The sequence below is a fragment of the Clostridium sp. MF28 genome (assembly GCF_002969175.1).
GTDB classification, from domain to species: domain Bacteria; phylum Bacillota; class Clostridia; order Clostridiales; family Clostridiaceae; genus Clostridium; species Clostridium beijerinckii.
The window spans coordinates 5,127,673-5,152,486 of the sequence record NZ_CP014331.1; the positions used below are offsets into that span (position 1 = coordinate 5,127,673).

Annotated in this window: 26 protein-coding genes, 1 tRNA gene and 1 pseudogene; 22 read left to right on the plus strand and 6 right to left on the minus strand. The window is 29.4% G+C overall.

Annotated elements, in window-relative coordinates:
- The first annotated feature begins 62 nt into the window (after positions 1-62).
- Complete coding sequence (locus AXY43_RS22540) at positions 63-1,376, plus strand: reverse transcriptase/maturase family protein (RefSeq protein WP_105412196.1); 1,314 nt, start codon at positions 63-65, stop codon at positions 1,374-1,376.
- A gap of 69 nt (positions 1,377-1,445) precedes the next feature.
- Here the strand turns inward: AXY43_RS22540 and AXY43_RS28670 are convergent, their stop codons facing one another.
- Both AXY43_RS28670 and AXY43_RS22550 read right to left on the minus strand, forming a co-directional pair.
- Positions 1,446-1,640, minus strand: coding sequence for a hypothetical protein (locus tag AXY43_RS28670; protein WP_307725812.1), 195 nt, complete (start codon positions 1,638-1,640; stop codon positions 1,446-1,448).
- Positions 1,641-2,240: 600 nt separating this feature from the next.
- Positions 2,241-2,327: transfer RNA gene (locus tag AXY43_RS22550), tRNA-Leu, on the minus strand.
- A 371-nt stretch (positions 2,328-2,698) separates the two neighbouring features.
- On the opposite strand from AXY43_RS22550, the gene AXY43_RS22555 reads away from it, so the two are divergent.
- From AXY43_RS22555 to AXY43_RS22650, 20 genes and pseudogenes are all read left to right on the plus strand, one after another.
- Positions 2,699-3,391, plus strand: a complete 693-nt coding sequence (locus AXY43_RS22555) for an iron-sulfur cluster assembly scaffold protein (RefSeq protein WP_011968823.1) — start codon at positions 2,699-2,701, stop codon at positions 3,389-3,391.
- 25 nt (positions 3,392-3,416) lie between these two features.
- On the plus strand, positions 3,417-4,418 hold the full coding sequence (locus AXY43_RS22560; RefSeq protein ID WP_011968824.1) for a GGGtGRT protein: 1,002 nt from the start codon (positions 3,417-3,419) through the stop codon (positions 4,416-4,418).
- Positions 4,419-4,715: 297 nt separating this feature from the next.
- Complete coding sequence (locus tag AXY43_RS28565) at positions 4,716-4,847, plus strand: hypothetical protein (protein ID WP_257788285.1); 132 nt, start codon at positions 4,716-4,718, stop codon at positions 4,845-4,847.
- Positions 4,848-4,865: 18 nt separating this feature from the next.
- Positions 4,866-5,126, plus strand: a complete 261-nt coding sequence (locus AXY43_RS22565) for a tyrosine-type recombinase/integrase (protein WP_105412197.1) — start codon at positions 4,866-4,868, stop codon at positions 5,124-5,126.
- A 1,814-nt stretch (positions 5,127-6,940) separates the two neighbouring features.
- Positions 6,941-7,273 carry a TfoX/Sxy family protein gene (locus AXY43_RS22575; RefSeq protein WP_011968825.1) on the plus strand — a complete coding sequence of 111 codons (333 nt, stop codon included), beginning with the start codon at positions 6,941-6,943 and terminating at the stop codon, positions 7,271-7,273.
- A 14-nt stretch (positions 7,274-7,287) separates the two neighbouring features.
- On the plus strand, positions 7,288-7,704 hold the full coding sequence (locus AXY43_RS22580; protein WP_011968826.1) for a hypothetical protein: 417 nt from the start codon (positions 7,288-7,290) through the stop codon (positions 7,702-7,704).
- Entirely contained in the window at positions 7,704-8,078 is a 375-nt protein-coding gene (locus AXY43_RS22585; RefSeq protein WP_087701479.1) for a nuclear transport factor 2 family protein, read from the plus strand. Before AXY43_RS22580 ends, AXY43_RS22585 begins: the two co-directional genes overlap by 1 nt.
- Positions 8,079-8,308: 230 nt before the next feature.
- Positions 8,309-8,839 carry a PadR family transcriptional regulator gene (locus tag AXY43_RS22590; protein WP_011968828.1) on the plus strand — a complete coding sequence of 177 codons (531 nt, stop codon included), beginning with the start codon at positions 8,309-8,311 and terminating at the stop codon, positions 8,837-8,839.
- Positions 8,840-8,862: 23 nt separating this feature from the next.
- Positions 8,863-9,147: a glycosyltransferase gene (locus tag AXY43_RS22595; RefSeq protein ID WP_039769023.1), complete on the plus strand. Its 285-nt coding sequence runs from the start codon at positions 8,863-8,865 to the stop codon at positions 9,145-9,147.
- 41 nt (positions 9,148-9,188) lie between these two features.
- Positions 9,189-9,509 carry a carboxymuconolactone decarboxylase family protein gene (locus AXY43_RS22600; RefSeq protein ID WP_039769022.1) on the plus strand — a complete coding sequence of 107 codons (321 nt, stop codon included), beginning with the start codon at positions 9,189-9,191 and terminating at the stop codon, positions 9,507-9,509.
- Positions 9,510-10,317: 808 nt separating this feature from the next.
- Entirely contained in the window at positions 10,318-10,521 is a 204-nt protein-coding gene (locus AXY43_RS22605) for a hypothetical protein (RefSeq protein ID WP_039772891.1), read from the plus strand.
- A gap of 257 nt (positions 10,522-10,778) precedes the next feature.
- Entirely contained in the window at positions 10,779-10,988 is a 210-nt protein-coding gene (locus tag AXY43_RS22610; RefSeq protein ID WP_017208797.1) for a hypothetical protein, read from the plus strand.
- Between the two features lie 55 nt (positions 10,989-11,043).
- On the plus strand, positions 11,044-11,406 hold the full coding sequence (locus tag AXY43_RS22615; RefSeq protein WP_026886363.1) for a spore coat protein: 363 nt from the start codon (positions 11,044-11,046) through the stop codon (positions 11,404-11,406).
- A 19-nt stretch (positions 11,407-11,425) separates the two neighbouring features.
- A complete protein-coding gene (locus AXY43_RS22620) occupies positions 11,426-12,562 on the plus strand; it encodes a zinc-dependent alcohol dehydrogenase (RefSeq protein WP_017208799.1) in 1,137 nt (378 codons plus the stop codon).
- 31 nt (positions 12,563-12,593) lie between these two features.
- Positions 12,594-12,812 (plus strand): spore coat protein, encoded by a 219-nt coding sequence (locus tag AXY43_RS22625; RefSeq protein ID WP_023976369.1) that lies wholly within the window; start codon positions 12,594-12,596, stop codon positions 12,810-12,812.
- Between the two features lie 29 nt (positions 12,813-12,841).
- A complete protein-coding gene (locus AXY43_RS22630) occupies positions 12,842-13,147 on the plus strand; it encodes a spore coat protein (protein WP_017208801.1) in 306 nt (101 codons plus the stop codon).
- A gap of 260 nt (positions 13,148-13,407) precedes the next feature.
- Positions 13,408-14,205, plus strand: a complete 798-nt coding sequence (locus AXY43_RS22635; protein ID WP_039772887.1) for a TIGR00266 family protein — start codon at positions 13,408-13,410, stop codon at positions 14,203-14,205.
- Positions 14,206-14,466: 261 nt separating this feature from the next.
- Positions 14,467-15,710: pseudogene (locus AXY43_RS22640) on the plus strand (Nramp family divalent metal transporter).
- A gap of 354 nt (positions 15,711-16,064) precedes the next feature.
- Entirely contained in the window at positions 16,065-17,048 is a 984-nt protein-coding gene (locus AXY43_RS22645; protein ID WP_105412199.1) for a D-isomer specific 2-hydroxyacid dehydrogenase family protein, read from the plus strand.
- 92 nt (positions 17,049-17,140) lie between these two features.
- The gene (locus tag AXY43_RS22650; RefSeq protein WP_105412200.1) at positions 17,141-17,755 is read left to right on the plus strand and encodes a superoxide dismutase; all 615 of its coding nucleotides are present in this window, start codon (positions 17,141-17,143) and stop codon (positions 17,753-17,755) included.
- A 92-nt stretch (positions 17,756-17,847) separates the two neighbouring features.
- Here AXY43_RS22650 and AXY43_RS22655 read toward each other — a convergent pair whose 3' ends face one another.
- The 4 genes from AXY43_RS22655 to AXY43_RS22670 form a co-directional block, all read right to left on the minus strand.
- Positions 17,848-18,948: a hypothetical protein gene (locus AXY43_RS22655; RefSeq protein WP_023976365.1), complete on the minus strand. Its 1,101-nt coding sequence runs from the start codon at positions 18,946-18,948 to the stop codon at positions 17,848-17,850.
- A gap of 129 nt (positions 18,949-19,077) precedes the next feature.
- A complete protein-coding gene (locus AXY43_RS22660) occupies positions 19,078-19,794 on the minus strand; it encodes a DUF434 domain-containing protein (protein WP_039772879.1) in 717 nt (238 codons plus the stop codon).
- Between the two features lie 567 nt (positions 19,795-20,361).
- Complete coding sequence (gene ilvD, locus AXY43_RS22665) at positions 20,362-22,032, minus strand: dihydroxy-acid dehydratase (RefSeq protein ID WP_105412201.1); 1,671 nt, start codon at positions 22,030-22,032, stop codon at positions 20,362-20,364.
- A gap of 141 nt (positions 22,033-22,173) precedes the next feature.
- A complete protein-coding gene (locus tag AXY43_RS22670) occupies positions 22,174-22,860 on the minus strand; it encodes a FadR/GntR family transcriptional regulator (protein ID WP_011968839.1) in 687 nt (228 codons plus the stop codon).
- 420 nt (positions 22,861-23,280) lie between these two features.
- Here AXY43_RS22670 and AXY43_RS22675 point away from each other — a divergent pair, with 420 nt between their 5' ends.
- Entirely contained in the window at positions 23,281-24,582 is a 1,302-nt protein-coding gene (locus AXY43_RS22675; RefSeq protein WP_105410909.1) for an IS110 family transposase, read from the plus strand.
- Positions 24,583-24,814: the final 232 nt, after the last annotated feature.

A 24,814-nucleotide genomic window follows, 5' to 3' on the forward strand; every position in this document is an offset into this window, starting at 1 on the left:
TGCTTATTAGCTTTTGATATCTACCGGTCGTATGGCTAATAAGCTCTTTTGGAGGTAAAAGGATGAATAGAAATGTTGTTTTTAAAAACAAGTATTATACTCATTTGGATATTAAAAAAGATTATGTTAAATATGAAAATATGATTAAAAATACTAACTGGATACAAAAACATGGATTTTATCCGTTTATACATTATGAAATTATATTTAACAAATATGTTTATGATAAAGATACTGGAATAAAGGAAAAACGAGAAAAGAAACGAGATATTTTTTATTCATCACATATTGATAGATTTATTTACCAATATTATGGACAAATACTTAACGAATGCTATGATAAAATTTCTATTAATAGAAGTATTAATAAAGTAGCCACTGCATATAGAAATAATCTTAAGGGCAGATGTAATATACATTTTTCAAAGGAAGCGTTAGAATTTATATGTAAATGCAAGAGTGCATTTATATTTGTTGGTGATTTCTCGGGTTTTTTTGATAACTTAGATCATGACTATCTTAAGGAAAAATTGATGCAAGCATTGGATGTTGAAAGGTTACCAATAGAACATTTTTGTATTTATAAAAATATAACACAATATACATATGTAGAACGTGATGATATTGAAAAAGACAAAAATAAAAAGATAAAAGAAATGCTAAAAGAACCTAAATATTTTACAACTGAAGAATTTAGAAAATTTAAAAAATTATATCTAAAAAAGAATGAAAATAGTTATGGAATACCGCAAGGGTCTGCTATAAGTTCAATTTATTCCAATGTTTATATGCTAGATTTTGATAAGCAAGTTAATGATTATGTAACAAGTAAAAGAGGCTTGTATAGAAGGTATTGTGATGATTTAATTATAGTTATTCCAATTCAAGATTCAGAGATTATAAGTAAAAAATACAATGAATACATTAATGAGATAAATAGAATTGCTAAAAGTATACCAAGATTAGATTTAAATCCAAGTAAAACAGAGCAATTTATATATGATAGTCAGGGAAATGATAAGCTTATTAATCTAAATACTAATAAAAATATTTTAAATTATCTAGGGTTTAGTTTTGATGGACAAGTAGTGAAAATAAGAGAGAAAAGCTTATTTAAATATTATTGTAGAGCTTATAAGAAAGCAAGAACTGTTAAGAAATATAACGGCAGTAAATACGAATTTACTTTAAAAAGAAAATTATATAAACTTTATACTCATTTAGGTGATTATAAGTATAGTAAAGAATATGGAAATTTTATTACATATGCAAGACGATCGGAAGAAATATTTAACGAAAGTAATATTTTAAAAAATGAAATTCACAATCAAGTAAAAAAACATTGGGCTAAAATAAATAACAAGATGAAAGAATAGATAGGATGTAATTTTAAGATTGATATAAAACTCTATTAAATTTAAATAAGCTAGGCCATTGGCCTAGCTTTAATCAAACATACAATTAATTTTCGCATATTCCTTCTTATTCTTATCTTTATTAATTTCAGCATAAACAAGCATAGGCATTTTAATATCAGTATGGCCAACCCAACCCATAACAGTACGTGGATTAATGTCTTTACTTAGGCGGTTGGTTATAAAGATATGTCTTAAATTATGGTAATGTATATCTGTTTTAATTCCAGCTTTTTTTTATGCAATTTTTAAATGTCTATTTGTTTTCTTATTATCTATATAATCACCATTTTCTTTGCAGAAGATTAGATTATTGTTCAAATATAATTCACCGAATTTTAGTTTATTCTCCATATTCTTTTTTTATGAGAGATTTTATTATAGGTTTAAGCATATCTGGAAGAGGTACTTCTCTTATACTAGTTCTAGTTTTGGGAATAGTGACTCTATTTTCATATATCTTTTTACCTTTCTTTATTATTTTTATCAGAAATAATAGTAAACTTTATGCAAATAGTAATTAAAAAATATTCAATTTTATGTCATAAGAAATATATTAATAAAATTATTATCAATATACTTTAACAATTAGTGGCAAATACAATTGCAATTATAGCCAATATTATTTAATGCCCAAAAGGAAAATATTAAGGTAAGATGGATTTATAACTAGAATATTACAAAACGCTATAAATGCCATGATTACAGGGCTTAGAAGATTAATTACTGGTAAATGTAGGATTTGTTGCAGAAGTGGGAAACGCATAAAAAAAGCTGTACTACAAGGTATTTAAACCAAGTAATACAGCAATCCACCAAAACAAATGGTGCCGCTGGCCGGATTCGAACCGGCACGATATCACTACCAGAGGATTTTGAGTCCACCACGTCTGCCAATTCCATCACAGCGGCATGTAAACTGACAAAAATTATTCTACCATGTCTTAAAGAATATTTCAATAGGTATTTTTAATTTATTTTTATTTTTGGAAAATTAATTTATAATATCCATATAAAAATACATAATGAAAGTATTAGACAAAATTTTATCTAATTAAAGTTAATATAAGATTTTTATTCATTTGTAGTTCGGATTTTCAAATAAAAGTAGATAAATGTGCATAAATTTTTAAATAAAGGTTGTGGGGAATCAAATCATTTGCTAGAATAGGAATAGGGAAAAGTGCCCCACTGGGTTATTTTATGCCCAACTACAATTTTAAACTTAGAAATAAGATTTAATAATTTGTAATTATCTATTAATTAGGGAGGAGCAAAAATATATGATGTATTCAAAAGAAGTTGAAGAAATGTGTGTACTTGCTAAAGGTCCTAATCACGGATCAGCGCCAATTCCTGTAGAAGGAAGATGGGTTCAATCTAAAGAAGTAACTGATATATCAGGATTAACTCACGGAATAGGTTGGTGTGCACCACAACAAGGAGCTTGTAAATTAACATTAAACGTTAAGGATGGTATAATCCAAGAAGCGTTAGTTGAAACAATTGGATGTTCAGGAATGACTCATTCAGCTGCTATGGCTTCAGAAATATTACCAGGAAAGACTATATTAGAAGCATTAAACACAGACTTAGTTTGTGACGCTATAAACACAGCTATGAGAGAATTATTCTTACAAATCGTTTATGGAAGAACTCAAACTGCATTCTCAGAAGGTGGACTACCTATCGGAGCAGGACTTGAAGATTTAGGAAAAGGTTTAAGATCTCAAGTTGGTACTATGTACGGAACTTTAGCTAAAGGACCAAGATACTTAGAAATGGCTGAAGGTTATGTTACTGAAGTTGCTGTAGACGAAGATAAAGAAATCATCGGATATAAGTTTGTTAACTTAGGAAAAATGATGGAAAGTATTGCTAAAGGAATGGATGCTAACGAAGCATTAGAAAAAGCTAAAGGTCAATACGGAAGAGTTGCTGACGCTGCTGAATTATTAGACCCAAGACATAAATAATTATTTGTAAAGGAGGATTTTTAAAATGGCATTATTTGAAAGTTATGAAAGAAGAATTAACCAAATCACTCCAGTATTAGAAAAATACGGAATGAAAACTATGGAAGATGCTAAAGCAGTTTGTGCTGAAGTTGGAGTAGATCCATATACAATCGTTAAGGAAACTCAACCAATCGCATTCGAAAACGCTGGATGGGCATACGTTTTAGGTGCTGCTATAGCAATAAAGAAGGGTTGCACTAAGGCTGCTGATGCTGCTGAAGCAATCGGAGAAGGATTACAAGCATTCTGTATCCCAGGTTCTGTTGCAGATGACAGAAAAGTTGGTTTAGGACACGGAAACTTAGGAGCTATGCTTTTAAGAGAAGAAACTAAATGTTTCGCATTCTTAGCAGGACACGAAAGCTTTGCTGCTGCTGAAGGTGCTATTAAAATAGCTGAAAAAGCTAACAGAGTAAGAAAAGAACCATTAAGAGTTATCTTAAACGGTCTTGGAAAAGATGCTGCATTCATCATTTCAAGAATCAATGGTTTCACATACGTTCAAACTCAATTTGACTACTACACTGGAGAAGTTAAAGTAGTTAAAGAAAAAGCATACTCAAACGGAGAAAGAGCAAAAGTAAGATGTTACGGTGCTGACGACGTTAGAGAAGGTGTTGCAATCATGCATAAAGAAGGAGTTGACGTATCAATCACTGGTAACTCAACTAACCCAACAAGATTCCAACATCCAGTTGCAGGAACATATAAGAAAGAATGTATCGAACAAGGTAAGAAATACTTCTCAGTAGCATCAGGTGGTGGTACAGGAAGAACTCTTCACCCAGATAACATGGCTGCAGGTCCAGCTTCTTATGGTATGACTGATACTATGGGAAGAATGCACTCAGATGCACAATTCGCAGGATCTTCATCAGTTCCAGCTCACGTTGAAATGATGGGATTAATCGGAGCAGGTAACAACCCAATGGTTGGTATGACTGTTGCTGTAGCTGTTGCTGTTCAAGAAGCTTTAGCTAAATAGTCTGAAAATCAAGGTTTTACTGGTTTAAGAGTGAATTAATTAGCTAATATAAATACTCACACTATATTAATTTAATTATTAATGGGTGTGGGTATTTTTTTATACATGATTTTAGTACCCACGACTTTAGAAAGGGGTGCTATTTTTTTTTGATAAAAATGAATAGAAAATATATTGATAAAACTTTTGATGAATGCTTTCAACAATTTCTATTAGAGCATTGTACGTTGAAAAATATGAGTGAAGATACTAAGGAATATTATATTGAGAACATGAAATACGGTTTTTATAAGTATTATGACAAAGATAAAAACATTAATTGTTCCAATAACATTATCTTTAATTAATATTTTAAAAGAATATATTGAATATTTGCCAGTAGATTGTCCTTACTTATTTCCAACAGTTCAAGGTGAAAAAATGAAATAGAGAGGACTTACAAGAGCTATAGAAGACTACAACAAAAGCAAGGGAATAGAACGTACATCAATTCACGCTTTTAGACATTGGTATGAAAAAAAGGTAGTTATGAACGGAATTAACATAGTTCAACTACAACATTTATTAGGTCATAGTAATTTAGAAATTTTGAAACATTACGTTGAAATGTTAACAGAAGATTTAAATTACGAAAATATTGCACAAAATCCTTTGGAATCTATTAAGTTGGAAAATTCTAAAGGGAAAAATATTAAGTTAAGAAAGTAGGTGTTGATATGCAAGTAAACATTAATCATAATAAAACAACTAATGGATTTAATGAAAGAATAATTACATTAGACATATATGAATTGAAAGATTAAAAAAGATTATTAAAACTTTAAAAAAACTAAAAAAATAGATAGATTATTACCATGTTATAGCCTAAGTCCTTCATAAGGATATGGCATTAGAGCGGTTCAGGGTAACTTAATCGGAGGTAGTCAAAATATTGAAAGATATGATATGTAGTAGGGAGTTGACGCATATAAAAAGACTATACATAGAGTTTTCTATGTAAATTATGTTTGCAACGGTACGTGATTCGTATACACGTCGAGGCTCTAAAGAGCGATATTGTAATTTCTTCAGTATTTTTTTGAGTCGCTGGAGAATTGCGTCTAACTCAGATAAAAAGCGTATAGTTACTTAGGTATGAAGTCAAGCTTAACTTTAAAAGTATTCAGTAAATTACAAGTCCTTTAGAAAGACTTCGAAACTGAATAAAGTTGTTTTGAATTATGTACTTCATGAATTTCCTTATTTTTATAATATGCAACAATATGTTTGTCCAAATTTTGTGATAGTATAATCATAAATTTATTACTTGGGGAGAAAAAACTTAACAACTTATTTAAAATAGATTTTCTTAGGAATATTCTATATTTTAATTGAAATAATTTAAAATTGTTCACAATAATACCTCTTTTTATTTAATTTGATTTAACCCGACTTTTACATTTTATAACATAAGAGGAAACTAATCAAAGAAAATCGTATTACAAATAATGATAATTTTTTACGATAATATTACAGGATAAAAATATAAATTAAATAGATTTATATAATTTATTTAAATGGAAAAGGATAACTTGTTTTACTAGCCAAGTTATCCTTTAAAAGATTATTATATTTTTTTAATAAGTAGAAGGACAAATATTTAATAAGAAATTATCTTACATTATTATTATAGCAAATAGTCATTACAAAATTATGTTAAATATGTTAATTAAATATAAACAATTTCTTAAATAAATTTAAGGCTTGGTAAACAATTGAAGAAAAAAACAACCTGCTTAGGGGAGCAGGTTGAACTTATAAAGGTAAAATACATTTACCAATACGGGGGTAAAATAATAATGCTTTAATTATTTTACAATTACTATTATAAAATACAAATATTAAATAATTCTTTATTACTTATTAAATTAATGTGAATAAATTAATAATACACTACAAAAAAAGATGACTTACTTTAGGGGGATAAGTCATCTTTGATAGGAGTTTTATAATATGTTCTAGTCACTTTACAATAATATTATAGGATAAAATTGTAAATTGTGTCAATATATAAATTCTATAATAAAAAATAAAAAGGATAATCTGCTAGGGTGCAACAAATTATCCTGAATACTGTGTTATATATATTTAATAGGGGTAAATATATATGAAAAAAAGTTTTATCAACCTTATGTCTTTATTATAAGTGGTATTTGTGACAGTATTATGTCAAGTTAATAAACTTAATATAAACATTTTATAAAGAAAAATCAAATAATACAAATATGTTTATATGTTCCTAGTTAAATTTATTCATAGAAATATATTTACCTAGAAACATAGATACAAAGAAAAATATATACATATATAAATATTTATAGGAAACATGCGGGTTAGAGGTGAAATTTAAAAATGGTTTTTAAATAATAGCTATCTTTTGAATTATTATTTATGCTAAAATTATACATAAAAGGTATATTTATAAATGGTTGTGATATAAGCAATAGAGATGTTATAAAATGAGCTTAACGGGAGGAAAGAAAATGGCTTCGAATATAGAGTTTGTAGAATATGTATGCGAACAGATAAGTGGTGCAGGAAGAATAACGTATAGAAAAATGTTTGGAGATTACGGAATCTACTGTAATCAAAAAATAATAGGATTAATATGTGATAATCAATTCTTTTTAAAGATAACAAAAGGAGGCAGAAATTTATTATGTGAAGTTATAGAAGCCCCTGCTTATGAAGGAGCAAAACCTTCCTTTTTAATTGAATCTTTAGATGATAGAGACTATTTAACTGAAGTTGTATCAGCAACCTATGAAGAATTGCCAATGCAAAAAGTTAAAAAGAAAATAAAAGGGAAAAAATAATAGGGGTGAGGAGTTTGAAAAGGGCGAGAGTAGCAGAAATAACAGCAGAATTTAATTCTAATATAAAATCGGTTTGGAATATAGTAACAAATAATAATGACTATAGTTGGCGTAGTGATATTAAAAAAATTGAAATTTATAATAATGGTAAAGAATTTATTGAATACACTCATAACGGGAATGCTACAAAGTTTATTATATCCAAAAAGGATGAATATAGTGAGTATGCTTTTAATATGGAAAATAAAATGTTTACTGGATTTTGGAAAGGTAGTTTTTCAGAAAAAGAAAATGGTGGAACTAAAATAGTATTTAAAGAGAATGTCTTTATTAAAAATCCTTTTATCAGGATTCTTTCATATTTTTTTATGGATTTAGGGAAAATACAAAATACTTATATTTCAGATTTAAGAAAGAAGCTGGGTGAGTAATGAATATTAGAGAACAAATAATTAAGAAATATTTTAAATCTTGGTTAGATAATAATTGTTCAGTATTAAAAGATATTTTTGATTCAAATGTAAGTTATAGCGAATGTTATGGTCCTGAATATCATGGAATAGACACAGTTACAACATGGTTTAAAGAATGGAATAAACGTGGAAAAGTATTGGTTTGGGATATAAAGCAGTTTATTCATCAGGGGAATATATCAGTGGTTGAGTGGTATTTTAAATGTAGATATGATGGAGAAATTGAAGAATTTGATGGAGTATCGCTTATTGAATTTAATGGTGATAATTATATCGTAAGCTTAAAAGAATTCCAATCTAAAATTCCACATTATTATCCTTATAGTAATTAAATTATGGTTTATATTGATAAGTTACATATAAGGAGAAGCTATGAAAAGTTCTGAAGGGCAGCTTAAAAATAGAGTTGTATGCAATTATAGAGTAGATAAATGAATATACTAATTTAAATGAAGATTAATTACTAGAATTATTGAAATTAATCTTTATTTAAATTAGTTTTTATAAGTTATTGACACATTCTTCCTAAAATGCTATTCTAACAATAGAATAGGTGGGTGGAATGAATATGACACAAATTGAGGTGATACTTTTATCACTTTTATATGATAAAGATTATTATGGATACGAATTTGAAACTGTAATAGAACAAAGAAATATGAGAGGGTGGACGGATATTGGATTTTCGTCAATTTATAATTCTTTGAATAAACTTGAAAAGAAAGGCTATATTGGTTCCAGATATGAAAAAGAATATGGTTCGCCTAAGAGAAAAGTATATTTCATAAAAGAAGAAACCAAAGTGATTATTAGGAATCAGATTATAAAAATGATAAGCGAATATAAGAATGACCCTAGTGAATTTGATATAGGCTTATTATTTTCTTATTTAGTGACCAAGGAAGAATTTAAAAAAGCTTTAATTAACCATAAAGAAAATTTGAAAGATAGAAAAGAATTCTTAAATAAAAGATATGATCAGCATCCTACAGCAAAGGAGAGGCCACATATAAAAGCATTGTTTGAAAGACCAATAGCATTTATAGATACTGAGATTTCTTGGATTGAAAACTTTATTAATGAAAATTTTTAGACAAAGCTGATTATAGTGGAGGGGTGCTATATGGTGGGCAAGGAACAGTCCAAACTGCTATTGCAAGTGGTACTCCTATTGTTGGATTTGCAATGCAGCCAGAACAGCAGATAAATCTTGATAATGTAGTAATGAAAGGTGCTGGAATACGAATACCAATTAACAGATGGAATGCACCAAAAATACAATTGGCTATAAGAAATATAATTAAAGACACCTCATATAAAGAAAATATAAATACATTAAAAACTTGTTGGAATCCTCAGATGGTAAGAAAAATTCAGCACTTGCTATATGGGATTATATAATTAATAAGTTAAATTAACAAAAATGATTGGAGGATAAGAGGATGAGTGATATGTCATCAGTTAGTAATGCGTTTAAAACTTTTATGAAAGAGGCACCAGAGTATCAGGAGATATGGATGGAGACAGTTCAAAAATTAGATTCAGTGAGTAAACTTGATTCGAAAACAGAGGAACTTGCATATATTGCAGTTTTAGCGTCTTCAAGACTTGAAGGTGGTCTGCCTTTCCATGTTAAACATGCAAAATCTCTTGGAGCAACAAGGGAAGAAATAATAAGTGCTGTTTTAATCGGATTACCAGCCGTAGGTAATATAGTAATTCAATCATTACCAATAGCAATTAATGCGTATGATAGTGAATAAATATGGAGAATTTATTTTAGTTTCAAGTATTATTTTTATAGAATAAAATAATATTATATTAAAATAATAATATTTATAAAATATTACAGGTAACTAGATAATTTTTTAACGAATATTTTATGTAAATTTAGATTAATAATGATTTTAAACGACATGAAATTACAGATATATTGATGCATTTTGTTATAAAACATCAATATATAGATGAAAATGTAGTACGAAAATACGTGAAATTATGTTGGAATATGGTAGAATATAAGTGGGTATAAAAATAGGGTATAAAAATATAGTTTGTGAGAGATGGTAATCACCAAAAAAGGCTAAGTAGTTAATACTTAAGCCTTTTTTTGATATTGAATTATATGATTGTCAAATATTTAACTTACTATATGAATATAGAGTGACTTTGATATAAAAAGTTACAAAATTTGTCATGAGATTAAAGTGTTATACAATTTTATTAGAGTTATTAGTCTTATATGAATTAAATATATTAATAAATAATAAAAAGGATAACTTGTTTAAGGGAATCAAGTTATCCTGAATACTGATTTGTTGTATATTTATTTAATAGGAGAACAATTAATATAAATTGTTTATAATATTATAATAAAGGATAATTGTGGCAATATTATGTCAATTAAAAAAAGATTTCTACTAAAATTATGAGAAGATTAAGTGCCAGTGTACTCAATTTAAATAAAAGGAAAATAGTGAATAAATTGAATAATTCAACAAAATATGCTATGATATACCTATATTATGTATAGAAAATAATTACTATGTAGATGAGGAGTGTGGGTATTTTATGAATATAAACAATGAACTTAAGAAAGTTATAAATGATAAATTGAAGAGAAATTCTGAGGTTGAATTTATCGCAGGATTAAAAGATGTAACTTTATCTGATATTGATTATATTGAGAAGTTATCTGCAGTTAAAAATTTAAAATCAAAATTAAATTATCAAATTGTGGATAATACATATATAAAAATTGATTGCTCGTTGTAAAAAAATATAGAGTTAAGTATTTTAATTAATTTCATATAAATAATTATACTTATATAATAAAGGGACTTAAATAATATAAGAGAATGATTTTACCCCTATAGGATAGAAAATTAAATTTTATCCTATAGGGGTATTTAGCGTTAGTAGCTTTATCCATTTTCTTATTGATTGTATCTATTTTGTTTAGTTAATTGCATAACTAAAAGCTGCGTGTGGAAGAATACATTTATTAGTAAGGAAGTCAAGGAGGTGAATTTATGGAAAACCAACATCTAGCACCAAATGAGACAATGCAAGTTCATGAAATGTTAAACTTCAAAACTATATGCATGACTACATCAAAAATGATGGAAGGTGTAGTCTTCGATCAAGATCTAAAGGCATTATTAGAAAAGGATGTACAACAATCTATAACAGCAATAAGTAACTTACAAAATTTATTGAAAAAAGCTCCTAAAATAAGATGAGAATTTTATATATAAATTGTTTGTAAAAATGCTAGAAAACAAAGGAGGGAAAATTATGATTAATGATTATTTAGAAATAAGAAATGCAGAGGGTATGCCTAAACTTGTGGATGCAAATATGTCTCTAGGCTTTTTATTAAATGCAAAAAGTGGTGTGAGAAATTGCGCGATTGCATTGACTGAGGCGACAACTCCAGAAGTTAGAACTGTTCTAAAGAATCAGTTAAATGATGCGATTCTTATGCATGAAGAAATATCAAATCTTATGGTAGAAAAAGGTTGGTTTCATCCTACAAACCTAGAAAAGCAATTTCAAATGGATATTGAATCATCTACAACAATATCTCAAATTGCTAGTTTGGATTTATTTCCTGGAGACACAAGTAGAAGTGGCATGTTTGCAACACTAGAAAAATAAAAAAGGAGGTAATTATTTAATGAAGGCTGTAACATTTCAAGGAATAAAGAATGTAAAAGTTAAAGAAGTCAAAGATCCTAAAATTCAAAAGGCTGACGATATTATCGTTAAGCTTACAAGTACAGCAATATGTGGTTCTGATTTGCACTTAATTCATGATATGGTTCCAAACTTACCACAAGATTATATCATAGGACATGAACCCATGGGGATTGTTGAAGAGGTAGGACCGGAAGTTACGAAATTGAAAAAAGGTGATAGAGTAATAGTGCCTTTTAATGTAAGTTGTGGAGAGTGTTTTTATTGTAAACATGATTTAACATGTATGTGCGATAATTCAAATCCTAATGGAGAAAATGGAGGATTTTTTGGATATTCAGATACATTTGGAGGATATCCAGGAGGCCAGGCAGAGTATATGAGAGTGCCTTATGCTAATTTTACTCCTTTCAAAATTCCAGAAGATTGTGAAGTAGAGGATGAAAAATTATTATTGATGTCAGATGCAATGGGAACAGCTTATTGGAGCGTAGAAAATGCTGGGGTTAAGAAAGGTAATACTGTTATTGTGTTAGGTTGTGGGCCTGTAGGACTATTAGCACAAAAGTTCTGCTGGATGCACGGTGCAGAGAGGGTAATAGCAGTTGACTATATCGATTATAGGTTAGAGCATGCAAGGAGACATAATAAAGTTGAAACTGTTAATTTCGAACAACATGAGAATACAGGGGAATATCTAAGAGAAATCACTCATGGTGGAGCAGATGTAGTAATAGACTGTGTTGGAATGGATGGAAAAATGACACCAATGGAGTTTTTAGGATCAGGTTTAAAACTTCAAAGTGGATCATTAGGTGGATTTGTTATAGCTACTCAGGCAGTGAGAAAAGGTGGAATGATTCAAGTTACTGGAGTTTATGGAGGAAGATATAACGCATTTCCTTTTGGAGATATAATGAATCGTAATATTAATATAAGAACAGGTCAAGCTCCAGTTATTCCATATATGCCAACACTTTACAAGCTACTTGCTGAAGGAAAAGTAGACCCAAGTGATATTATTACTCACAGATTGCCCCTTGATCAAGCGCCATATGGATATGAAGTATTTGATACAAAGACTGACGGATGTATTAAAGTTGTTTTAAAACCATAGGAAAAGTTTATTTATTAAGGAGGGTAAAAAAATGAATGATCAAAGTATTGCACCAAATGAAACTATGCAGTTGCATGAAATATTAACATTCAAAAATACATGTTTAACTAAAGCTCTTACTATGTCACCATTGGTTTCTGATGAAGAATTAAAATCAATATTGAAACAAGAGGTGTCTGTATCAGAAAAACATATTGAAGAGTTGAGAAGTCTTATGGAAAAATCTAATATTGCATCTTCAGAAGAATAAATACTTAATTTTAGAAAGGAGACGGAATTATGAATGGATTAATAGAAAGTCTTACAGGAATGAGCAAAATGACTGATCAAGTTATAGCTACTGACTTTTTAATTTCGGCCAAGAGCGGAGTACAAAATTATGCTGTTGCAATAACAGAATCAACTTCATTAGAAGTTAGAGCTATATTAAAGAAGCAATTACAAGATGCAATTCAAACTCATGAAAAAATATCAAATTACATGATGGAGAAAGGTTATTACAATGCTTATGATTTAGGCGAGCAGTATAAGGTAGATATGGAAACAACAGATACAACGTTGGGGCTTACAAAGAATTTAAAGTGATTTAGAGAACATGTGTGACTCAATATAATAAAATAGGATAGAAAAAAAGAATGACTTATTTAGGGGAATAAGCCATTCTAAAATACTATTTATAAGTATTTTTAAATTAGGGTTAATAATAATGCTTTAACTACTTTACAAATATTATTATAATAGATTTATGTTACAGAAATGTTACAGAATGATAAATTTATTATAAATAATCAATAAAAAGTTGATTAAGAAAATTAAAATTTTAGCAATAAGGGGGAGTACAACTGATGTATTCGCATGAGATTGATTATAAGATAAAAGGTGACGATATACAATATGTAGAAATTGAACTTGATCCTACAGAAACTGTAATAGCAGAGGCTGGAGCAATGATGATGATGGATCCAAATATACAAATGGAAACTATATTTGGAGATGGATCAAAACAAAGCGGCAACAGTTTTATGAATAAAATTTTTTCGGCAGGAAAAAGAGTGCTAACTGGAGAAAGTTTGTTTATGACCGCATTTACAAATTCGGGAACATTAAAAGAAAAAGTTTATTTTGCGGCACCTTATCCAGGAAAAATAATTCCTATGGACTTGAGTTTATTAGGAGGAAAACTAATATGTCAAAAAGATGCTTTTTTATGTGCTGCTAAAGGTGTATCTGTAGGAATAGATTTTAGAAAAAAGTTAAGTGTAGGTTTTTTTGGAGGTGAAGGGTTCATACTCGAAAAATTAGAAGGGGATGGCTTAGCTTTTATACATGCGTGTGGTGCAATAGTTGAAAGAAACTTATTGCCTGGAGAAACATTAAAAATAGATACTGGATGTTTAGTTGCTATGACTAAAGATGTGCATTATGATATACAATTTATAGGTGGAATTAAGAATACACTTTTTGGCGGGGAGGGAGTATTCTTTGCAACTGTAACAGGGCCGGGAAAGATATGGGTTCAAAGCTTACCATTTAGCAGGCTTGCGGAACGTGTATTTGCAGCAGCTCCAACTTCTGGCGGAAAAAATAGAGAAGAAGGCAGCGTACTTGGAATGCTTGGAAATATTTTAGATGGAGATAATTAGAAGGAAAATAGATTTATACTGATATATATATGATGGGAGTAACATAAGTTATTTATGATTTTACAACTTATGTTATTTTTTTATTAAAACAATTAGAAGTTTGTCACCGATTAGGGTTAAAAACTATATCTTTATATATTATAATTAAGAAGGGATAAATTAGGTAAATAATAATAAGTTATATAATAAAGAAAATAAAAGGCACTTTACAGTTGATAATCATTATCATATAATAAGTAGAAGAAAGGAGTGGATCTATATATGAATGAGAAAAATAAAGATTTAACTAAAAATAAATTAATCGGAAAAGATCTATTAAAATATATTGGACCAGGAATTTTAGTTACAGTAGGTTTTATAGATCCAGGAAATTGGGTATCAAACATTGCAGCTGGATCTAATTATGGTTATAAACTACTTTGGATTGTTACTCTATCAACAATAATGCTTATAATATTACAACATAATGCTGCTCACTTAGGAATAGTAACAGGATTATGTATTTCGGAAGCAATTAATAAACATATAAATAAATTTTTAGGACGAGTAATTACAATAACAGCAATGTTAGCAGCAGTGAGTACTGCTATGGCAGAAGTATTAGGAGCTGCAATAGCTTTGGACATGTTATTTAATATTCCATTAAAATTAGGTGCATTAATTTCTGCTGTAGTAATTATATTTATGCTATTTTCCAATTCATACAAGAAAATAGAAAAAGTAATAATTGGATTTGTATCAATTATAGGAATATCATTTATATTTGAAACTTTCTTAGTGAATATAAATTGGGGAGAAGCAATACGTAGTGCAGTTGTACCTAGCATTCCAGTAAATTCCCTACCAATAATAATGAGTGTATTGGGGGCTGTAGTTATGCCACACAATTTATTTTTACATTCAGAAGTAATCCAGAGTAGAAAATGGAATTTAAAAGATAAGTCCATATTAGAGAGACAGTTAAAGTATGAATTTATGGATACAATGTTATCAATGATAATTGGATTTATAATAAATAGTGCTATGATTTTAGTAGCAATAACATTTTATAATAATAATGTTCAGGTTACCGAACTTGAACAAGCTCAAACAATGTTAAAACCATTGCTTGGAAATTCAGCTTCGATAATATTTGCTATAGCATTGCTTTTTGCTGGATTAGCATCATCAGTTACAGCTGGTATGGCTGGAGGATCAATATTCGCTGGTTTATTTGGAGAAGAATATGATATAAACAGTAAAAGCAGTAAGATTGGAGTATTAATAACTACACTGGTTGCCTTAGTATTATATTTTTTATTAGCAATCCATTTGAGGGATTACTTTATTCCCAAATGCTATTAAGTATACAATTACCAATAACAATTTTCACGCAAATATATTTAACATCATCAAAGAAAGTAATGGGAAAATATAAAAATACTACATTAGAAAAGATTGTTTTATGGAGTATTGCAGGAATAGTTACTATTTTAAATATTATGCTATTAGTAAGTTCGTTTTAAAACAATATAATAATTCATAATTATAAGAGGAGCAGTTGAGCTCCTTTTTTGGCGTGCCATATTTTTCTTACATGAGTTCAAAAGGTAGATGCGTAAAAAGTCTACATATATGAAAAGAGTGCTAAGCACAACCACAATCGCCGTAATTTATATTAGGAGTTTACAAGAAATATAAAAATGTTACTATGAAGCAGAATAGGGAATCTGCTTTTATTAGGAAGTTTATATTTAACTTGCTTTATTAGAGGAATGATTAATTAATGAATAATTTGGAAAATAAGTTAAAAAGTATGGTAAAATTAGAATTAAATAAATATTGTAGAAATAATAATTTCTGAAAGGAACGGATATTAAATGAGAATTTTAGCATATAGTCATAGGCGTGATGAAACACAGTATTTCGAAGAATTTAGTAAAAAGTATAATGTTGAAGTTGTTTTATGTAATGAGGAACCAAGTTTAGAAACAGCACCTCTTGCAAAAGGTTTTGATTGTATCAGTATAATTACAACAAATATAAACTCAGAATTAGTTGGAAAATTTCATGAGTTAGGTGTCAAATTTATATCAACAAGGACTATTGGATATGATCATATAGATTTGAAAAAGGCTAAGGAACTTGGGGTTCGTGTAGGGAATGTGACGTATTCACCAAATAGCGTAGCAGATTATACTATAATGTTAATATTAATGGCAGTTAGAAAAGTCAAACTTATAATGGAAAGAAGCAATGTGCAAGACTTTTCTTTAAGAGGTATTCAAGGCAAGGAATTACCTAACTTGACTATAGGTGTTGTAGGGACAGGGAAAATAGGAAGGACTGTTATCAAACATTTAAGTGGTTTTGGTTGCAAAATATTAGCACATGATATATATGAAAATGATGAAGTGAAATCAAATGCTAAGTATGTAGATTTGGACAATCTATTTAAAGATAGTGATATTATAACATTGCATATGCCAGCAACAGACGATAATTATCATATAATTAATAAGAAAGCCATTAAATTAATGAAAGATGGAGTCTTTATTATTAATACTGCCCGTGGATCATTAATTAATACAAATGATTTAATACATGCAATTGAAAGTAAAAAGATAGGAGGAGCTGCTTTAGATGTTATTGAACAGGAATCTAATATTTATTATAGTGATCTAAAGGGAGAGACTTTAAAAAATAGAAATTTAGCTATTCTAAAGTCTTTTCCTAATGTAATAATAACACCTCATGCAGCTTTTTATACAGATCAAGCGGTAAGTGATATGATTGAAAATTCAATAAAAAGCTGCATATTATTCTCAGAAAATAAGGAAAACCCATGGGAGATAGATATATAATATTATAAATATAAGTTACAATACATAAATCACTCTTTCTTGCTAAAACTATTAATATTTCAGATTAATAAAATACTAAGGAGAGATGAAATATGTTTGATAAAATCCAATTACCATATGCATTTGATGCATTAGAACCATATATAGATGCAGAAACAGTTGAAACACATTATAGTAAGCATCTTCAAAAATATGTAGATAATTTAAATTCGCTTATAAAAGGCTATAAGCAGTATACAGAAGGTAAATCTTTAGATCAATTGTTAGCAAATGTGAATGAGTTGCCAGAAGAAATTAGGCAAGGAGTAATAGATCAAGGTGGAGGTGTATCAAATCATAATTTGTATTTTGCACTTCTTTCGCCAACTCCCAAGAAAGCTCCAGAAGGAAAATTATTAGATGAGATACATAATACATTTGGTGATTTAGATACTCTAAAGACCGAAGTAAGTAATGCAGCTATAGGTCAATTTGGATCGGGTTATGGTTTTTTGGTTAAAGATAAAGACGGAAAATTATCAGTGAGAAATACACTAAATCAAAATTCACCTGCTATGAATGGGGTTGTTCCAATTTTGACCATAGATGTGTGGGAACATGCTTATTATTTAAAGTATAAAAATCTAAGAGCAGATTATGTAAAAAACATATGGAACTTAATAGATTGGGAAAAAGTAGAAGGTCTATATTTAAATTATACAATTTAAATACTTTTAACGATAAAAAATAAGACTAGAGAGTTGATGTGTTTCTCTAGCCTTGTTATATTTGTAAGAAATGGATAAAATTTATTTGTTACCTAATACAATGAATCATTATAAAAATAAGGTTTCCAGTTGTTATAAATCTTTTCATGCCTTATACAATAAGTAATGTCTTCAAGGTTTATAGTGGAGTTTAAAAGGTTAAGCTTACTGCTAAAGGAATCAGAGAAAGCTTTAAAAGCATCAGGAATCGACTTAGCAGATAAATTGAAAGTTTCAAGCGGTTCAAAACTGCTTTCACCGTTTCTGTTTAAAGATATAATTTCATAAGCATCATTACTTGCTTCTTCCACTAACTTATTTATATTTCTTTTTAAGTTTATATCATAATTACTTGGATAAGTTACTTCTAAGTTAATTCTATAACAAATATTTCTGGCTTTTACGCAAGGCATTTCGCTAGTAATTTCGTTATCATCCAAATAACCTATTGTCTTAGTCATAACATCTTCTTTGATATCAGGTATATCTATTGAAGCCAGAGTTTTAGTATAGACATCCTTACTTCCATTTAATGAATATTCCTTTTGATTATTTAGTAATAATGATTTATCACTTCTGTTTAAATCTATGCAATCATTGCATTTTTCTTCTGATTCAGAATCAGATCTATAGCATATGAAAGAATCTATTCTTCTTAAATCTAATCCGAAATAGACCCAATTTCTACGGAACCATCTAAAACCAGATACTGTACGTCTGTTAACACTTAATAAGAAAGTCCAATAGTTATTTCCATTCTCTTCCCAAATATATGTGTATTTATAAAGACAAAATCTTATAGAGTTAGAACTAACAGCTTTAGCATTTACACCACCGCTAACTCCGACTTTTTGAACTCCAGAATCATTTTTTTTTGGGACATAATTAGGTGGTGGAGATTTAGGTGCTCCAGGAGGATTGAATACACCACCGCCAGGGTAATTAAAATTTGGAGAATTATCATAATCAAAATTAGGAGGATTAAAATTAAAGTTAGGAGGATAGTTTCCTAGAGGCGGAAAACCTCCACTATTTGGTGTAAAAGGTGCACGTTTTTTATCAGCAGATTCATCTAAAATTGGTGAAAATTCAAAGCTATTAAAGTCTTCGAAGTTCATAGTATCGTCACTAATGAACTCATTATCAATTAACATTTATATTTTACTCCTCAGAAATTAGTTATAAATAATATATTCATCAGAGTTTCAGATTGTTATAATTTACGTTAATATAATTCTTGAACTTTTATATTCTTACATAAATTGGTTGTATTCTTAAATATATTAAAATCTAATTTCAAAATCAATATAGGACGTACTAGGTAATTCTGCTTCAACAATTTCATATGCTAAGTTTATCCAACTTTCACATGTGTTAAGAATTATCCCATCGCTAGTTACAACATGATCCAATTTATTTAGAATAACATCTGCATTTGGAATAAGAATAACTTCTATATCGAAGTTGTATTTATATAGAAGTTCTAATAGCCTTGATTTTAATCTTCCTGTGTTAGAAACAGGAGAGTCAAGATAAAAGATAGCCTTACGTATCTTCATTTTATCCAATCTTTTACCAATCAAGTCTATTGCTGTATCTGTTTTATCAATTAACTTATATGTTCCACGAAGTCCAGCCAAATCTCGGAGAGTTCCGTCCATACATTTAATTAGTGTTGAGTTAGACAAAGCTACTTCAAGAGTAATAATTATATTAAGACCATCAATATGTAGTGTGCTATTTTCGTATGTATCTAATATTTTACGTTTCTGCCTGCTAATAATATCTTTATAAGAAGATATGCTTCTTTTTAATGCTAGTCTTTGCCTAGCAGAAAATAAAAAATGATTTCCTACAAATTCAACACTTTTATCTATACTATACCCGTGATTTATTAAGTAATAGATATCCTTTTGAGCTTTTTTTAATAATGTTAGGTTTTCTTCATTAAATTCAATTTCGTCAGATGGAACAAAGCCTCTTTTAACTATTTGTGTCATATAAATATACCTCCTAAAGTAGCATCTATATCTATATAATTATTAATATCTCCATAAATATACCTTGAATTATAACATACTTATGTAAAAATAATACAAATAAATCATATGTGATATAATGAAATAATTACTTTTATGGAGAGTATAGTAGAGAAGCAATTAAAAAATTATAGGAATTATTATATTAGGTAAAGGCAGGAAATTATAACAATGTAACATTGTATTTATGTGATAGGAATAAAATAAATTCATTGAGAATAAAAAATATAGCTACGGAAATTTTGTTGATAGGAATCACTCCTAGATCAGAAATCTGTAGCTATATTATAGTTAAATAAAGTGGATTAATATCACTATTTTGTTTATAGATATCCAATTTAAGAATTTAACTTATTAGATGAATGTATTTACAAATTTGCTAAAACTTTAAGTTCATATCTTCACTAGAAATCATAAATATATTTTCATAGATTTTCGGAACAAAATATTTATGATTTCGGTAAATTACCACATAAATTTAGTTTTAGATTCGGATATCTATAAGTATATAATTAACAATTAGTTTAATTAAAATTTAGGAATGTCTAAGATAGCACCTCTATTTCCTGACGTAACAAGAGCAGCGTATCTTGCTAGATAACCTGTAGTTATTTTGGGTTTTCTTGGTTTCCAATTTGCTTTTCTTCTTGCTAATTCTTCATCGCTAACTAAGAAGTTAATAGTGTTAGCGTTAATATCAATTTGGATGATATCTCCATCCTCAACTAATGCTATGTTACCACCTACTGCTGCCTCTGGAGAAACGTGCCCGATTGAAGCACCTCTGCTAGCGCCACTAAAACGTCCATCTGTTATAAGAGCAACGGAACTTCCGAGACCTCTTCCTGCAATTGCAGAAGTTGGATTAAGCATTTCTCTCATGCCAGGACCCCCTTTAGGTCCTTCATATCTGATAACAACAACATCTCCAGCAACAATTTTTCCTGTATTTATGGCTTCAAGGGCATCTTCTTCGCAATCAAACACTTTAGCTGGACCTTCATGCTTTAACATTTCTGGTACAACGGCTGAACGCTTAACGACACATGAATCAGGTGCTAGATTTCCTTTAAGAACTGCAATCCCACCAGTTTGACTATATGGATTTTCGACTGGTCTAATAACTTCAGGATTTTTATTTGCACATCCTTCAATGTTTTCACCAACAGTTTTTCCTGTACATGTTATAAGGTTAGTTTTTAATAAACCAAGCTTACTTATTTCATTCATAACAGCGTAAATTCCACCAGCATCATTTAGATCTTCAATATAAGTGTGTCCTGCAGGAGCAAGATGACAAAGATTAGGTGTTTTTGAACTAATTTCATTAGCTATATCAACATTTAAATCAAAGCCAACTTCGTGTGCAATTGCAGGTAAATGTAACATACTATTGGTACTACAGCCAAGAGCCATGTCCATAGTCATAGCATTCATAAATGCATCTTCCGTCATAATATCTCGTGGTCTTATGTTCTTTTCAAGTAATTCCATGATTTTCATGCCAGCATGCTTTGCAAGTTTTATTCTTTCCGAATAAACTGCAGGGATTGTGCCATTCCCTTGAAGGCCCATACCAAGTACTTCAGTTAAACAGTTCATACTATTTGCAGTATACATTCCTGAACAAGAACCACAAGTAGGGCATACGTTGTTTTCATATTCATCTAATTTTTCAGCTGTAATTTTTCCAGCATTGTAAGCGCCAACAGCTTCAAACATACTTGATAAGCTTGTCTTACATCCGTCAACTTTTCCGGCAAGCATTGGTCCGCCACTTACAAAAATTGTAGGAATATTAACTCTTGCTGCAGCCATTAGAAGGCCAGGAACATTTTTATCACAATTAGGAACCATTACTAATGCATCAAAGGCATGAGCCATTGCCATAGCTTCAGTAGAATCTGCAATTAAATCTCTTGTAACTAATGAATATTTCATTCCTTCATGTCCCATAGCAATACCGTCACAAACAGCAATTGCAGGAAAGACAATTGGAGTACCTCCAGCCATTGAAACTCCCATTTTTACAGCTTCAACTATTTTGTCTAAATTCATATGACCAGGAACGATATCATTTTGTGAGCTCACGATACCTACAAGAGGCCTTTCCATTTCTTCTTTTGTTAAACCTAAGGCACTAAGCAATGAACGTTGAGGTGCACTTTTAGATCCTTTTGTTATTACATCACTTCTCATAGTACATTCTCCTTACATATATTTATAATTATCGCGTTGTATGTTTTAATTATAAGTTGTATGATGTCTGTTGTCAATTGTAACATAAGATTAAAATAAAAAAGTGCTATTTCTATAAATATAAAGAATTAGCACTTTATCTTATTCATTTGGTATACCTAAATCTTTCATTGCTCTAATAATATGAATTTTCATGGCAGTTTTTGCACCTTCAGCATCTCTAGCCTCCAGAAACTCCATTATCATGCGATGATCATTTAAAGTATTTTGAAGAATTGATTTATTTTCATCGGATAAAATAACACCATTATCAATTGCTTTGTATAATATAGGCATCAGCTTGTTCATAAATTCATTATGAGTAGCTTTTGCGATAGATTTATGGAAGGATCTCTCTACCTCGGTTCGATCTTCATTATTTAGGATCATTTCTTCTTCAAGTCTTCCGTAGTACAATATTCTTTCTAATTCCTTATCAGTGGCGCGTTTAGCAGCATAGTAAGCAGTCTCTGGTTCGAAAATTAATCTCATCTCATATAAATCTTTAACATCTAATTTTTGAGTAGAAAGATTTTCTAACCCCATGCTTTCAGTAATGTTTTTTATTTCTGATACAAATGTGCCTTTGCCTCGCCTAATTTCTAAAATATTGTGAGCAACTAAAATACGAATGGCTTCTCTTAGAGTAGTTCTGCTTACTTTTAATTCAGTAGAAAGCTCATTTTCATTTGGTAGTTTATCACCAATATTAAATTTTTTATCTATAGTAATCATCGCTAGTATATCATCAGCAACACTTTCCGATAAGCTTTTTCCTTTTCGTGGCATAAACAAACCTCCTTGTATAATCTAGTTGTAACATTTGATAGAAAACTATTTATCTTTCTAACGAACATTACACCTCTTATTATTTTTAATATTCTAATTTATTACTTTGCCTACGCCCCGATAGGGAATATGCATTTCATATCTTAAATAGTTTTTTATTTAAATTCCTTAAAGGAATCTAACCAAGTTTTATATAGTCTAGTATAATACTCCTGAATAGAAGATAGATGTAAACCTCCTGGGAGGTCTTTTAGAACCTATACCCGTAAAAAAGCGTATCATTTCATCAGGTAGAATTCTATGTTTAGCTGGTTGGGTTTCCCTTCGGGAATTACCCGTGTCACAAACAAGGTTATAAGCTATCTGACAGAGTGGAAGTTCTATTCTATATCTAAAATTTAATTTAAGGAGATATATACAATGTCTAATTTTTTTTATAGTCCTGTAATAGGAATTGATGTTTCAGCTGATTTTTCATATACTGCAATACTCGCACCGAATGGTGATATTTATAAGAAGTCATTTAAAATAAAGCATGATCTCAATGGCTTCAACCACTTAGTTGATGAAATAAAAAAAGTGGAAGAAGAGTTTAACATGAAAACTGCAATTTTCATGGAGTCCACTGGCGTGTACCATTTATCTCTTTTCCACTATCTTAATAAATATTTCGATAACACATTTGTTATCAATCCACTCGTTACTAAGTCTAACAAAAATGGCGACATAAGAAAAGTGAAAAATGATAAAAAAGACGCTTTATCTATTGCAACAATAGGAAAATTTCAAAACATTAAGTTATCACAACAACTTAGCCTTGATATTTTTCTTCTGAAAAATCTTGTAAGAGAGTATTACAAACTTACAGATACTAGCTCTACTTTTAAGAAAAAATTATCCGCTGATTTAAGAGTTATTTTTCCTGGCTATAATACTATATTTTCAGATTCAACATCTAAAAGTTCAATTGAGCTTTTAAGTCAATACCCAACGCCACAATCAATTTTAGAGGCACCTAAGGAAAATATAATTAAGATTTTCCTTAATAGCTCTAAAAAGGGCATTATCTGGTCGGAAAATACATATTCCAAATTATTTAAGGTTGCTAATGAAGCTAAAATAATTGGCTTACCGTTAGACGGTTTAGCCGTCAAAATAGCCAGCTCTATAACATTAATAAAAACTATTCAATCAGAGATTGATACATTGCTACAGAAAATTAACAATTTTATACAGTCTGAAACTTTTCCTGAATCTATTAGAGCTAATATTGAACTAATTGATTCAATTCCTGGCATAGGGCAATTAACTGCTATTACTATAATAGCTGAAATAGGTGATATTGATGGTTTTCTTAAGCCCAAACATCTTGTAGCTTTCTTTGGTATTGATAGCTCAGTTAATCAATCAGGTAATTTTAAAGGCGATGATAATAAAATTTCAAAAAGAGGAACTCGAATCGGTCGAAGAGCATTATATTCTGTTGCACTAGCTTCAATCCGTAACAATCGTAATGGAGTTCCTATAAATAAAGTCCTATTAGATTATTATCAAATAAACCTTAAAGGCAAAAAGCCTAAAATCGCCTTAGTCGCTATAATGCATAAAATTATAAACTACATTTTTGCTGTTCTCCGAAATCAAACTCCGTTTGAGCAAAGAGATCCAAAAATACATAAGCAAATGTTCCTAGAAAATAACTCTTTAAACAAAGTCGCTTAATTTTATTCCAATTTCTGTAACCGTTCGTGTTTTGAAACGGTTTGTTTGCCATACTCTTTTTCCAAAAACTATTTTTTTTAAAATTAACTTGACTATTATTAGCTGGTCTTTTAGGTTATGTTTATATAATATAATAAAAGAGTCTAGCTTTCAATAGTGATGTCTGATGTCTTATGATTAAAGATTCCTATAAATACAAAATAAAGCTCGTTGAAGTGAATCCAACGAGCAC